The organism is Novosphingobium sp. JCM 18896 (genome assembly GCF_025938095.1).
Taxonomy (GTDB): domain Bacteria; phylum Pseudomonadota; class Alphaproteobacteria; order Sphingomonadales; family Sphingomonadaceae; genus Novosphingobium.
In genome coordinates, this window is record NZ_JAPCZF010000004.1 from 353389 (window position 1) to 365472 (window position 12084).

Below are 12084 nucleotides of genomic sequence, written 5' to 3' on the forward strand. Positions count from 1 at the left end.
CCAGGAACCCGAGACATGCCCGCGACGATCGAACCCACTGCAAGCTTCAAGGGCAATCTCGCGTTGCTGCCGTCGGTCGAAGGCCTCGCGCGGATCGATCTCGTCGACGACGCGGGCGTGGTGGTCGCCAGCATCGAGAACCAGCCGGGCAAGCAGGGTTCGCTGGCGGTCTATCAGTACCTGCAGCAGCAGTTCGCCAGCCTCGATGCGCCGGCTGCAGAGCACGGCCTGGCCGTGTTCGCCGAGCATACCGCCGATGCGCGCAACCGTCCGGGCGCGCATCCCAACGTCGATCGCCTGATCGCCATCGTCGAGGGTGCCGCGCCGCTGACGATCACTGTCGTCGCTGCGGGTAACTAAGTCCCTTCTAGACGGCGGCTTGCCTGTCATCAGGCAGGTCGTCGCTCAGGCGCTTTCGGAACAGGCGGCGGATCAGCCGGTCCTCGAGGATTCGTCCGACGACATAGAGTACCGCGAAGAGCCCGGCGAAAACATAGGCCGGAACCGGCGATGGTCCTTCGTCCTCGTCCTTCTTGTCGTCCTTCTTCGGCTTTTCCGGCGCGGGCGCGCCGAGGAACTTGTCGACCGGGTTGAGCTCGCGGACGACCTCCTTCTTCTCGGGCTTCTTCTTCTCGGCCGCCTCGGCCGCCGGCTTGTCGAGCTTGCCCACGGCAATCGTCAGCCCGGCGAAGGTCAGGAACAGCAGCGGTGCCAGGAAGCAGAACAGCAGCGCCCGGCTGGTCAGGCGATAGCGCAGCACGCCGCCGGTGGCGCCCTGCTCGATCCGCAGCACGCCGCCGTCGAAGATCGACATCTTGTCCTGCGCCGCCTGGGCTTTCTTGCTGAAGGTCAGCGTGTCGCCGGTCCTCTGGTGGCTGGTGCCGCCCGTATGGAACAGCGGATCCAGCCGGTCGAAGGCCTCCTCGTGCGTCTGGCCGGGGGCGAGTTCGACACTGCCCCGAACGGTCCAGATCCAGTCGACGAGGCCTGCGTTCACGGAAGGTCCTTGAGGCTGGGCAGCGAAACGGGCGGTCGAAGCGCTGCCCGTCACTCGGCCGGCCACTCCGCGGTCATCGCTGCGGGCATCGCCTGGCCGTAGCGACCACGCCCGAACCTCTCCTTCAGCGACGTCCAGCCCTCGGTGAAGGGGAAGGTCATGGTCTCGCGGATCGACATCTTGCGCCCGCCTTCCATGCCCAGCAGCTCCGCCTCGCCATCGATGCAGGTGCCGAACATGCGATCGATGATGATCCAGGTGCCCGAATAGTTGCTGCGGCTGGCCTCATAGTCCTGCGAATGATGGACGCTGTGGTGCTCGGTTGTGTTGAACAGGAAGCGCCACCAGCGCGGCGTGTTGAAGCGCACGTTGATGTGCTGATAGGTGCTGACCGCCATGCCGAAGGTACCCGCGAGCAGCGCGGCGCGCGGCAGGAAGTCGAAGAAGCCGCCGATGCCGAGGCCTATCAGGAACAGCTCGATCGGATTGCCGACCGCGCCTTTGTTGATGTTGAGCTGGGTGATGTAGTGGTGCGGCGCGTGGATCACCCACAGCGGCTGCCAATTGTGCATGCCGCGGTGCATCCAGTACTGCCCGAAATCGAAGATGAACGAGATCAGGAAGGCCTGGACCAGCAGCGGCAGGCCGGTGAACCAGGACAGCTTTTCCCACTCGAACGCGTTCTGAATCGCACCGATCATCGCGCCGTCGCCGATATAGCCTTCGATCAGACGCAGGACGGTGAAGCCCAGTCCGACGTAGAACAGGTCGACCACGGCTTCCTTCCAGGTCAGTTGCCAGCTCTTGAAGCGCGGATTGACCCATTCGAGCGCCAACAGCAGGACCATGAGGCCGAGGCCGATGACGATCGCGGTGGAGGCCTTGGCGATCGAATTGGGGGCGTAGTACCAGAAGGCGATCAGCGCGAAGAACAGCGTCGGCTGGAACCAGGTGAAGACGAACCGTTTGACCGGTCCGCCTTCGACGCGCGGGACGTTCTCCCAGCCGACGGCTACCGGCGACTGCGCGCCGATGATCCTGTTTCCGACCCGAACTCCGTCCATGGTGCCTTGCCTCGTGCCACCTATCCCATGTCCCTTCAGGCGCGCCGATCGAACAGGGATATGTCCGCCCCCGCGGACTTCATCTCGAAGAGCAATCGTAACAGCGCACGTATTACGCCAGACCGCAATGGGATATATGGGGCATAGATAGCCTCTATGCCCCTGAGTGCCGGCATATGGCATTAACCATGATTCCGCGCCGCCGCGTATTGTAGGCAGCACGGTGTCCTGCAATCGAACGGAACCACTTCGGCCAAAGGGACGCGTTTTGCTGGAACTTCGGGATCTGTTGCGGTAATCTTAACAACTTGTTGAGATTCGCTTGCGGAATGGGGAAGGCGAAATGGGGGCAGCAAAGAACTTCGGATCGGTCACGCTGCGCAATAGCGCATTGGGTTCGGTTGCATTGGGGATGCTGGTGGTCGGGGCGGGCGCCATGCCCTTCGAATGGACCGTCGCGCAGCCTTCGCGGGTGGTGACGGCGCCTTTGATCGCGACGCCTGAGGTTCGGCGCGCCGTCGTCGCTCCGCTGAAATGGGCGAAGCGCAGCTCGCTGCCGAAGCTGACGGCCGTGGCCGCGCCCGACGCCATCGCGCTTCCGGTCGAGCCCGCCGCTGCTGTGGCGCCCGCGGCGACTGCCGTCGCGGTCGGTCCGATCGCGCTGTTGCCGCTGGCCGCGCCCATGCCTGCTACGCCGCAGGTCGAGACGGCCGCCATGATCGCGCAACTGCCGGTCGCAATGCCGGTGGCCGCGACGCCGCCTGCCGAAACGGCTGCGCTGGCCGTACAGCCCTCGCTCGCGGCGCCGATGTCTGCCGCGCCGCCGGCCGAGATGGCAGCTCTGGTCGCGCAGTTGCCGATCGCAGCGCCGACGCCTGCTGCGCCTCGCGTCGAGATGGCAGCCCTGGTCACGCAATTGCCGGTCGCGGCGCCCGCACCTGCTGCGCCCGCAGTCGAGGTGGTTGCGCTGGTTGCGCCGGCAGCGGAGCCGGTGGTCGAGCCCACCGCGCGCGCGGTCTTGCCCGTGGCGCCGATCGCACCGGCCGAGCCGGCGCTCGTGGCCGTGTCCACCGCGAAGCCGGTGATGCCGACGGCAGCGATGCGGCCGGCGATGTCCGACCTCATCCACGTCGATCAGATCTCGGCGCTCGCGCCGATGGCGCAGGTGCCTGCTGCCGGTTTGGCCGCTGCAACGCCGTTCTCGGCGACGCCCTACGGCATCTCCGAGGCGATCTACGTCGAGCAGATCTCGTCCGCCGCGCCGGCCCGGCTCGCGGCTCCGGCTGCCAAGCCTGTTGCGCTGGCTCCCGTCACGGTGACGAAGCTTGCGAAGACCTCGAATCCGTCGCTCGTGGCGAGCGGCGAGCGCTACAAGGTGACCGCTCGTGGGCTCGAGATGAACATTCCGGTCGTGGTCAACGGTACGCCCGGTGGCCGGGTGTCGCTGGTGATCGATTCGCACAATGCGATCTCGATGCGTCTCGCCGACGTACTCGGCCTCGTTCGTCCGCTGATGAACGACGCGAGCTTCGCACGGCTCAACGCCGCCGGGGCAGCGCAGGACTACGTGAGCTTCGCCACGCTGCGCGGGGCCGGGCTTGACCTGCACTACGACGCGGATGCCGATCGCCTGGCGCTGGCCGTCGCTCAGGATTGAACGACGGAGCGGCGCGTGACCGGCTAATCGTTAGTTAGCCGGCGATGGTCAGAAGTTGGCGCTGAGCCGGGTTCCGGCGAAGCCGTGCAGCCACTTGCGGTCGCCGCTGAACGACATGATCGGTTGGTAGTCGTAGCTGCTCGACGCGTCGAGAACGCGGTCGGTGCCATTGTCGAGCAGCCAGTAGCGGCCGCCGCGCTTGACCACGAGCAGCGCATGATCGGCGTTGCGGGCACGGTCGCGCGCGATGGTCAGGAAGACGTCGGAGCGCGGCACGCCGAGCGCGTTGAGCAGCGCCAGCTTGGCGATCGCGATGTCCTCGCAGTCACCGGCGCCGCGTTCGAGCGTGGCCTGCGCGCCGGCCCAGTAATCCGAGCGGCCGTAGAGCTTGCTGTCTTCGACATAGCGGACGTGGCGATTGGTCCAGCTGTTGACCGCCTGGAGCATCGCCTCGTCGCCAGCGGACTGGCTGGTCGCGGCGATCTGGCGGACGAAGGCCTGCGATACGCTGCCGTGACGCACGCGATCCCACTGGCGATCGAAGGCGGTGTGCCGCACTGCGAGCCGGCGGCTGCCGAGGTAGTCGTCGGGGCTGGCCATGGCGCCGCCCGGCATCTGGCCTAGCGAAAGTTCGCCACCGCGCTGCGGTAGAGCAAGGCCGGCGCAGGGCACGCCGCCGGCCGCGGGCTCGGGACGCCAGCCGATCGTGCCGCTGGCGGCGCCGGTGTCGGCTTTCGAGAGCGCGGTCGCGGCCTGTTGCGCGGCGATGCGTTCGAGCTGGCTGACGCCGCCGCCCAGGATCGCCGAAGCCTTGCTCTCCGCACCAGCCAGCGAGCCGGAGCCGTTGATGGCCGGCGTGCACGCGGGGCGCGCCTGGAATGCGCCGAACGGTGCGAGCAGTGTGAACGTGCTGGCCGAAGCCGGCGCGGCACCCAGAGCGGTCGCCGCGAGCGCGAGCAGTGCGAAGGGGGAGGTGCGGGTCACCATGCCCGCGAATCTCGCAGCTAGTGCTTTTGATCGCGTATAATTCCAAGGTTAACCATCCGTTGATGGAAGCGCAGGGCGAATGGCTCTCGGTGGGGCGCTCGAGGGAGCATCCTAGGTAAATGTAAACTTGATCAGTAGGGTTAACTTAATCTTTGTGAGCCAAATTGTGTGGGCAACATTGATGAGGTGACTCATGACCGGATCCATTCACAGCGTCGGCCGGGCCGACACCGCTCCGACGCATACCCGCCAGGCCAATTGGGGCTCGCTGATGTCGGCCATCCGTCGCGGCGACGCGAGCGCGGCTGAGACCGCGAGTACCGCGCTTCGCCAGGGCGAGGGCAAAGGGCAGGTGCCCAAGGGGCGCGCCGAGATTTTCGCGGCACTCGAAGGTGCGCTGCAGACCGGCGGTATCGAAGCGGCGCGCAAGGTGCTCGAAGGCGGCAAGAAGGCGGCTCCGGTCGAACAGCCGGCGGTGCCTGCCGCCCCGGTCGTGCCCACGACCAGCCAGGATGGCGCCAGCGGTTCGGTAGACATCCTCGTCTGAGCCGAGCGTGGCTGACCGAACCTAGCGTTTCCGCAGGAAGCTGGGCAACGGATCGATCGGCTGGCCGTTTACCCGCATCTCGTAGTGGAGATGCGGGCCGGTCGAGAGCCCGGTGGAACCGACGAAGCCCAGGATCTGTCCCCGGCTGACCCGTTGGCCCACGCCGACGCCGAGCCGCGACATGTGGCCATAGCGGGTCTCGAGACCGCGGCCGTGGTCGAGCGCCACGAACAGCCCGTATCCGCCACGCCAGTCGGCGGTGGTGACCACGCCGTCGGACGTCGCGACGATCGGCGAGCCCGTCGGTGCAGCCAGATCGATTCCCAGATGCGCGCGCTGGCGCCCCAGCAGCGGATGTCCGCGCATGCCGAACCCGCTCGTGAGCGCGCGTGCGGCGACGGGAAGGGCGTTGCCCGTCGGCGCCATGATCATGGAGGGGGCCGACAACGCCGAGGTCGTCGAGGGCGTCGAGAAAACCCGAGGGCGGCTAGTCGAGAATACCACCAGCGATCCCGTACCGGCGAGGCTGGTCCGCGCGGCGTAGACGGGTTTGCCCAGCGCATCTGCTGCCCGGCTCACGCTGATGACCGCGCGCGGCGCGCTTCGTGTGTCGATTTCGGCGGGCGCACTGCCGTGTAAGCCTGTCGCGCCGATCGTTCCGCCGGCCGCCGTGGTCGCGATTTCGCCTGCGATGGCTGGCGCTGCGCAGGCGGCGAAGGCCAGCGCGCCAATCGCCGCGGGTAGCCATGACCGTTTGAGCGCCACCAGGTTCATCCCGTTGTCCCGCCAGGCCTGCTTGCGACGGAGCACGCGCCGTCGAAGCGTTAAACTTTGGGAAAATATACCGGTCAAAAGGTAGTCGGCCAATACGAAAAAGCGTAAACCCGGCTTTCTCCACGCGCGCCGTCGCGGTGTGGCTGTCTCCTTTTGGGGCGGGATGCCTAGCCCTCAGGGTTAATTTATACCGGGATCGGCTCGGTTTTCTCGCGAGGTTTATCCTGAAACGGTGCCAGGTTGCTACGCTTGGTCGGCTCTGGAGGGCAGTGTAACTCGATTTGCATTTGTATGAGTTGCAATCATATAATTGAATTAAAACGTATTTTGTCCAAAAATTCGTTTGAATTGCCATCGCTTGCGAGCCGCTGGCCTGCGGGCAGTCATCGTTGACAAGACGTTAAATCTGCAGCAATGTTAATTTCTAGTTGGCGATGCCCCCCTTCGCCACGAGCTTCGAAGAACATGGAGACTGCAGTGGTTGAACCGTCGAAGGCGTTCGCCTCGCAACTTCGTTCGTTGCGTGAAGCGCGTGGGCTCTCCGTACGCGCGCTCGCGGACAGTGTCGGAGTTTCCAAGGTGACCATCTGGAAGTGGGAGCGCGGCGACAACGAGCCGCGTGCGCGCATGGCCACGGCCCTGGCGCGCGCGCTTGAGGTGAGTCCGGTCCAGCTGGGCCTCACCGCTGGTCCCGGTGCCAGTGAGCTGACCGACGATGGTGCGATCGCGGGCATGTCGACGGATCGCGGATCGCTCGAGGTGCGCGCGCAGGAATCCGCCGAAACGCTGGCCGAAGTGATCGCGCGCGCCAAGCAGATGATCGCCGACGCTTCGGGAACGGGGCGCAACAACATCACGATTTCGATCGAATACTGATCGAGGTGGGGCGGCCCTGACCGGCCGCGTGGAGGCAGCGACAAGCGCCTCGGCCGAGCGACCGACGCTTCCCGCTGTCAAGGCAAACGGCGCGAGGGAGGCGTTCGGCATGCACATTCGTCCCGATCGGCGACAAGCTGCTGGTCGAGGCGCGGGTCGCGCCCAAGGACATCGCCTTCATCAAGGCCGGCGATCCCGCGACGGTGAAGGTCACCGCCTACGACTTCTCGATCTACGGCGGCCTGGTCGGCCGGGTGCGCAACATCAGCGCCGACAGCATCTACGACGAGGCCGACAAGCAGGCCTATTACAGCGTCATGGTCGAGACCGATCGGGCCTATCTGGTCAAGAGCGGTCGCCGCCTGCCGATCATGCCGGGCATGATCTGCGACGTGGAGATCATCACCGGCCGCAAGAGCGTGCTGACCTATCTGTTGAAACCGGTGGTGAAGGGATTGAACGAGGCGCTGACCGAGCGTTGAAATAGGTGCCGATGGGCCGGCGTCGTCCGGCTGCGCCTATTCGATGACGAATTTCTTTCCCCTCTCATCCCATGGGTGACGAGGTGCGCTGGTGTTTTCTGAAATATCCTTGAATTTCTTTGGAACGGGAAATTGTATTTCTTGTTTGGGATATTTTTTCGGAATATAGGATATCGATAAGGGAACATTGTATTTTCCCAATGTATCTTACTTGACTCGATTGGCGAAAATTTCGGCGTTACAACTCTTGAACACATAAGAGTTGTGGGTGCGCAATTGGGACATATTCCGACTTTCTCTCCGGGTGATCTGGCCGTTCTGGTCGCCGTTGCCGATGCTGGATCGAGCCGCGAAGCGGCGAGCGCGCTGGGGCGCACGCCCGCCGCGGTAAGTTATGCCATCGGCCGGCTCGAACGCGACGCCGGCTTCCCGATCCTGGCGCGGCCTTCCTATCGCACCCAGTTCACCCGCCGCGGCGAGGCGCTGGCCTCGCGGGCGCGCTCGGTGCTGCACGAGCTCGAGGCGCTGGGCTCGCTGGCCGCGGTGCTCGCGAGCGGGGTCGAGCCGCGCTGGGTGCTCGTGGTCGACCGCGCGATATCGCAGCCGATCTGGTCCTCGATCGCCAAGGCCATCGCGCATTCCTTTCCGAATACCGAGCTCGAAGTGCGCGGCGCCGACGGCAACGACGCCTTCCAACTCCTGGCCTCGGGCTATGCCCAGGCCGCGATCGTCATGGACTATGCCTGCGGCGATCCGGTTCCGGGTTTCGAATACCAGCAGATGGGCAAGATCGAATTCGTCGAAGTGATGAACAACCGCCAGTCGGCCGATCCGGCGGGCGCCCATCTGCCCGAGATCGTCATCGGTGGCGATTTCCCGCACGACCGCCCGCATCAGGTGGCAAACCGGGTCAAGGTGTCCGATCGCAGCGTCCAGCTCGGCCTCGTGCTCGACGGGCTCGGCTGGGGACGCCTGCCGAAGGAACTGGTCGCGGCGCATATCGCCCGCGGCGACCTCGTGGTCATGCCCAATTCGCGGACGGTCGACTATTCGTTCTCGATCTGCCGCAAGAGCGATGCGATCGGGCCGGTCGCCGATCTGGTCTGGCTCTGCGCCGGCCTGCCGATCACGCAGGCGGTGATGTGAGGCGGCGCGGCGCCTAGGCCCGCGTCGCAAGGCTTGCGCAGGTTCGTTACAGGCGCCAAGCAGCCGCGATGCGCATTGCCCTTTTCGAGCCCGAGATTGCCGGGAATGTCGGCGCCGTCCTGCGCCTGGGTGCCTGCCTCGGCGCCGAGGTGGACCTGATCGAGCCGCTGGGCTTCGTCTGGGACGACCGCCGCGTGCGCCGCGCGGCGATGGACTACATCGATCACGTCGCGGTGACCCGCCACGCCGATTTCGCCGCGTTCCGCCAGGCGATGGGCGCGCGGCGGCTGGTGCTCTTCACCACCAAGAGCGAGAGCTCGATCTACGACTTCCGCTTCGCCGCCGATGACGTCCTGCTGTTCGGCAAGGAGAGCGCGGGCGTGCCGGCCGCGGTTTCCGAGGCCTGCGACGCCCGGGTGCGGATCCCGATGCGCCCGCAGGTGCGGTCGATGAACCTGGCCTCTTCGGCGGCGCTCGCGCTCGGCGAAGCCCTGCGTCAGACAGGCACCTTGCCCGGCGACCTGCGCGCATGACCGAACCCGCAAAGGCCGATCGCCCGGCGCAGTCGCGGCGGAACCGGACCTTCGAGGCGACGCACCAGGCGTTGATCGAGGCTTCGGTCGCGCTGATTTCCGAAAAGGGCGTGGACTCGCTGTCGGTTGCCGGCCTGGCGCGCGCGGTGGGAATGAACCGGGCGACGGTCTACTACCACTTCGCCAGCCGCGAGGCGCTGCTCGAGGCCGTCAGCACCTGGTCGTCGGAGCAATTGACGCGCGGCTTCGCCGGTTCCGAAAGCCAGCAGGAGCGGATCGACTTCGTCGCGCGCTTCGTGCTCGAGAACCCCGACCTGATTAAGCTGTGGATCGAGCAGTTCATCGCCCCCGGCGACATCCGCACGCGCTATCCCAAATGGGACGAATTCATCGCCGCCAGCCGGCAGCACGGCCCCCATGCGAGCGATGGCGGCGACGCGGGCGATATCGACGTCGAGGTCTACTGCACCTTCCTGCTCGCGGGCGCGATCATCGGCCCGCGCGTGTTCCAGAGCAGCGTCCGGCCCGACCTCAGCGAAGACGAGGTGATCGAGCGCTTCCGCGCCGAGCAGCAGCGCATGCTTCGGCGCGACGGCCTGCTGCGCAAATAGAAACTTCCAACACATGTGTTGGAAGTTTGGCGCGGGTGCGGTAGAGGAGGGCGACAAGACAACGAGAGGATTCGCTCGTGAAGCCAGCCGTCGCCACCTTTCAGCGCATCCCCGACGATGAGCTGTCGTGGCTGGGTACCGACCCGGTCCCGGCCAAGCCCTATTACGATCCCGCCTATTTCGAGCTCGAACGGCGCGCGGTCTTCCTCAAGAGCTGGATCCACGTCGGCCATGCCTGCGAACTGGCCGAGCCGGGCAGTTTCGTGCGTCGCGATCTGGAATTCGCACGGGCATCGCTTCTGATCGTGCGCGGCCGCGACCAGCGGGTCCGCGCCTTCCACAACGTCTGCCCGCACCGTGGCACCCGGCTGGTCGACGAGGCGGCGGGCCGCCAGACGAAGTTCAGCTGTCCCTACCACATGTGGACCTTCGGCACCGAAGGCGCGCTCCTGTCCGCGCCGGACTTCGAAGCCTTCGGTCTCGACAAGAAGGACTGTTCGCTGCGCGAAGTGGCGCTGCAGGAATGCGGCGGCATGCTGTTCGTCAATTTCGATCGCGACGCCGCACCCTTGCGCGAATGGCTGGGCGGCTATGCCGAGCGGCTCGAGCAGATGCCCGTCGCGCGTGCGACGACCTTCGCCGAATATACCTACGAGATCGCGGCGAACTGGAAGCTGACCTACGACAACTTCCAGGAGAACTATCACCTGCGCTTCATCCATCCGCGCTCGGGCGGTGCGGGGATCGGCGGCGACAACCAGTTCGGCTATCCCGCCAGCATGGGCTTCGACGGCCCGCATCGCACCCAGCGCATCTGGTCGAATCCCGAGCCCGATCTCAAGCCGTTCCAGCGCGCCGCCGCGATGCGCGGCATTCCGGCGCTGGCCGAGCAGGGCCTGCTCGATCTGCCCTATGCGCGCGACTATCTGGCCTTCTTTCCCAACCTCTTCGTCATCGGCACGCCGACGCAGCCGTTCTCGCACACGGTCTATCCGATCGCGGCCGATCGCTCGCGCGGGGTCGTGCGGGTCTATTGGGTGGGCGAGGATCGCAATGCCAGCCACCGCTTCGCGCGCGAATATTCGCTCGGCCAGATCCGCGACATCCATTGCGAGGACATCGCGATGATCGAACGCGGGCAGAGCGGGCTGACCAGCGGCGCGCTCGATCACATCCATTTCCAGAGCATGGAGGCGCTGTGCCGCCACCTGTTCAACGAGGTCGATCGGCGGGTGCAGGACCACGCCCGCGAAACGGGAGTCCCGGCATGAGCACCGCGTCTCTCCCCGAAGGTTTCGCCGCGCTCGAGGGCTTCGTCGATCGCTGGGCGCTCGACGGCACCGCCGCGCGCGCCGCGCGCCGCAGCGAGTCCACGGCCGAGGAGCGCGAGGCGTTCTTCGCGGCCGCCAGTCCGCTGCTCGATGCGGCGCTCGCCCATCTCGATGCGCATGAGCTGGACACATTGCCCGCACCCGAACAGCGGCTGATGGATCTCATGCTCGCGCTCGCGCACGTCGCCCTGGCGGTCGAGATCCAGGGACCCGACGAAGCGAAGTCCGCGCCTTGGCGCGATCGCATGCGGATCACCCGTTCGACCGCCGACCGGGGAGCGCCAGCATGTTCGAACTGACCGGCAAGACCGTCTTCATCACCGGCGGCGGTGGCGGGATCGGGGCGGGCATGGCGCAGGCCTTTGCCGAGCGCGGCGCCCGGATCGTCCTGGCCGACATCGAGCTCGCCTTCGCCGAGCGGGAAGCCGGCAAGCTGCCCGCTTCGGCCGAGGCGCGCGCGATCGCGCTCGACGTCCGCGATCTCGCCAGTTGGCAGGCCGCGAGTGAAGCCGTGGGCGCGATCGACGTCCTGTGCAACAACGCCGGCATTTCCACTGGCTTCAAGCCGCTCGTCGAGCTCTCGCCCGAGACCTTCGAGCGGTTGATGGCGATCAACGTCACGGGGGTGTTCAACGGCATCAAAACCTTCGCGCCGCAGATGATCGCGCGCGGCAGCGGCCATATCGTCAACACGTCTTCGATGAACGGCCTGAGCCCTTTCGCCAGCTTCGCGGCCTATTCGGCGAGCAAGTTCGCGGTGCTCGGGCTGTCCGACGCGCTGCGCGACGAACTCTCGCCGGCCGGGGTGGGGGTCTCGACCCTGTTTCCCGGCCTGACCCGCAGCCGCATGTCCGAGGCCGATGCCAGCGAACTGACGCGCGCGAACATGATGGACCCGGTCTGGCTCGGTCGCGCCGTGGTGCGCGCGGTCGAGGCCGACGAGCCCTATATCGTCACCCATCCCGAATACCGCGATGCGCTGGCCGATCGCCAGGCGCGCATCCTCGCAGCCTTCGGCGAGCCGGCACAGCCCGGATACCGCACCGGCCCGAGCGCTACGCGCTGAGCGAGGCGCTCAT

15 protein-coding genes are annotated in these 12084 nt (G+C 66.2%); 11 read left to right on the forward strand and 4 right to left on the reverse strand.

The window, feature by feature from the left end:
- The first annotated feature begins 15 nt into the window (after positions 1–15).
- Complete coding sequence (locus OLX23_RS16300; RefSeq protein ID WP_264446071.1) at positions 16–360, forward strand: DUF2322 family protein; 345 nt, start codon at positions 16–18, stop codon at positions 358–360.
- A 7-nt stretch (positions 361–367) separates the two neighbouring features.
- Here OLX23_RS16300 and OLX23_RS16305 read toward each other — a convergent pair whose 3' ends face one another.
- A complete protein-coding gene (locus OLX23_RS16305; protein WP_264446072.1) occupies positions 368–997 on the reverse strand; it encodes a hypothetical protein in 630 nt (209 codons plus the stop codon).
- A gap of 50 nt (positions 998–1047) precedes the next feature.
- On the reverse strand, positions 1048–2061 hold the full coding sequence (locus tag OLX23_RS16310) for a sterol desaturase family protein (RefSeq protein ID WP_264446073.1): 1014 nt from the start codon (positions 2059–2061) through the stop codon (positions 1048–1050).
- A gap of 343 nt (positions 2062–2404) precedes the next feature.
- On the opposite strand from OLX23_RS16310, the gene OLX23_RS16315 reads away from it, so the two are divergent.
- The gene (locus OLX23_RS16315) at positions 2405–3718 is read left to right on the forward strand and encodes a hypothetical protein (protein WP_264446074.1); all 1314 of its coding nucleotides are present in this window, start codon (positions 2405–2407) and stop codon (positions 3716–3718) included.
- Between the two features lie 48 nt (positions 3719–3766).
- Here OLX23_RS16315 and OLX23_RS16320 read toward each other — a convergent pair whose 3' ends face one another.
- Positions 3767–4705: a transglutaminase-like cysteine peptidase gene (locus tag OLX23_RS16320; RefSeq protein ID WP_264446075.1), complete on the reverse strand. Its 939-nt coding sequence runs from the start codon at positions 4703–4705 to the stop codon at positions 3767–3769.
- Positions 4706–4898: 193 nt separating this feature from the next.
- Here OLX23_RS16320 and OLX23_RS16325 point away from each other — a divergent pair, with 193 nt between their 5' ends.
- Entirely contained in the window at positions 4899–5252 is a 354-nt protein-coding gene (locus OLX23_RS16325) for a hypothetical protein (protein ID WP_264446076.1), read from the forward strand.
- Positions 5253–5273: 21 nt separating this feature from the next.
- Here OLX23_RS16325 and OLX23_RS16330 read toward each other — a convergent pair whose 3' ends face one another.
- Positions 5274–6026, reverse strand: a complete 753-nt coding sequence (locus OLX23_RS16330; protein ID WP_264446077.1) for a M23 family metallopeptidase — start codon at positions 6024–6026, stop codon at positions 5274–5276.
- A gap of 465 nt (positions 6027–6491) precedes the next feature.
- Between OLX23_RS16330 and OLX23_RS16335 the strand changes: the two genes are divergently transcribed.
- From OLX23_RS16335 to OLX23_RS16370, 8 genes are all read left to right on the forward strand, one after another.
- Positions 6492–6902 carry a helix-turn-helix domain-containing protein gene (locus OLX23_RS16335; protein WP_264446078.1) on the forward strand — a complete coding sequence of 137 codons (411 nt, stop codon included), beginning with the start codon at positions 6492–6494 and terminating at the stop codon, positions 6900–6902.
- A gap of 125 nt (positions 6903–7027) precedes the next feature.
- Complete coding sequence (locus OLX23_RS16340; RefSeq protein ID WP_413629907.1) at positions 7028–7384, forward strand: HlyD family efflux transporter periplasmic adaptor subunit; 357 nt, start codon at positions 7028–7030, stop codon at positions 7382–7384.
- A gap of 276 nt (positions 7385–7660) precedes the next feature.
- Entirely contained in the window at positions 7661–8530 is an 870-nt protein-coding gene (locus tag OLX23_RS16345) for a LysR family transcriptional regulator (RefSeq protein ID WP_264446079.1), read from the forward strand.
- 68 nt (positions 8531–8598) lie between these two features.
- Positions 8599–9063 carry a tRNA (cytidine(34)-2'-O)-methyltransferase gene (locus tag OLX23_RS16350; protein ID WP_264446080.1) on the forward strand — a complete coding sequence of 155 codons (465 nt, stop codon included), beginning with the start codon at positions 8599–8601 and terminating at the stop codon, positions 9061–9063.
- Positions 9060–9674, forward strand: a complete 615-nt coding sequence (locus tag OLX23_RS16355; protein ID WP_264446081.1) for a TetR/AcrR family transcriptional regulator — start codon at positions 9060–9062, stop codon at positions 9672–9674. The genes OLX23_RS16350 and OLX23_RS16355 overlap by 4 nt, the downstream gene beginning before the upstream one ends.
- A 77-nt stretch (positions 9675–9751) precedes the next feature.
- Positions 9752–10945, forward strand: coding sequence for an aromatic ring-hydroxylating oxygenase subunit alpha (locus OLX23_RS16360; RefSeq protein ID WP_264446082.1), 1194 nt, complete (start codon positions 9752–9754; stop codon positions 10943–10945).
- The gene (locus tag OLX23_RS16365; RefSeq protein WP_264446083.1) at positions 10942–11304 is read left to right on the forward strand and encodes a hypothetical protein; all 363 of its coding nucleotides are present in this window, start codon (positions 10942–10944) and stop codon (positions 11302–11304) included. The genes OLX23_RS16360 and OLX23_RS16365 overlap by 4 nt, the downstream gene beginning before the upstream one ends.
- The gene (locus OLX23_RS16370; RefSeq protein WP_264446084.1) at positions 11292–12071 is read left to right on the forward strand and encodes an SDR family NAD(P)-dependent oxidoreductase; all 780 of its coding nucleotides are present in this window, start codon (positions 11292–11294) and stop codon (positions 12069–12071) included. The genes OLX23_RS16365 and OLX23_RS16370 overlap by 13 nt, the downstream gene beginning before the upstream one ends.
- The last annotated feature ends 13 nt before the right edge of the window (positions 12072–12084 follow it).

Excerpts from the sequence above, each read along its gene's own strand:
- OLX23_RS16355 (WP_264446081.1), top strand. The coding sequence starts at position 9,060 with ATGACCGAACCCGCAAAGGCCGATCGCCCGGCGCAGTCGCGGCGGAAC.
- OLX23_RS16300 (WP_264446071.1), top strand. The coding sequence starts at position 16 with ATGCCCGCGACGATCGAACCCACTGCAAGCTTCAAGGGCAATCTCGCG.
- OLX23_RS16365 (WP_264446083.1), top strand. The coding sequence starts at position 10,942 with ATGAGCACCGCGTCTCTCCCCGAAGGTTTCGCCGCGCTCGAGGGCTTC.
- OLX23_RS16325 (WP_264446076.1), top strand. The coding sequence starts at position 4,899 with ATGACCGGATCCATTCACAGCGTCGGCCGGGCCGACACCGCTCCGACG.
- OLX23_RS16330 (WP_264446077.1), bottom strand. The coding sequence starts at position 6,026 with ATGAACCTGGTGGCGCTCAAACGGTCATGGCTACCCGCGGCGATTGGC.
- OLX23_RS16370 (WP_264446084.1), top strand. The coding sequence starts at position 11,292 with ATGTTCGAACTGACCGGCAAGACCGTCTTCATCACCGGCGGCGGTGGC.
- OLX23_RS16350 (WP_264446080.1), top strand. The coding sequence starts at position 8,599 with ATGCGCATTGCCCTTTTCGAGCCCGAGATTGCCGGGAATGTCGGCGCC.
- OLX23_RS16320 (WP_264446075.1), bottom strand. The coding sequence starts at position 4,705 with ATGGTGACCCGCACCTCCCCCTTCGCACTGCTCGCGCTCGCGGCGACC.
- OLX23_RS16315 (WP_264446074.1), top strand. The coding sequence starts at position 2,405 with ATGGGGGCAGCAAAGAACTTCGGATCGGTCACGCTGCGCAATAGCGCA.
- OLX23_RS16335 (WP_264446078.1), top strand. The coding sequence starts at position 6,492 with ATGGAGACTGCAGTGGTTGAACCGTCGAAGGCGTTCGCCTCGCAACTT.
- OLX23_RS16310 (WP_264446073.1), bottom strand. The coding sequence starts at position 2,061 with ATGGACGGAGTTCGGGTCGGAAACAGGATCATCGGCGCGCAGTCGCCG.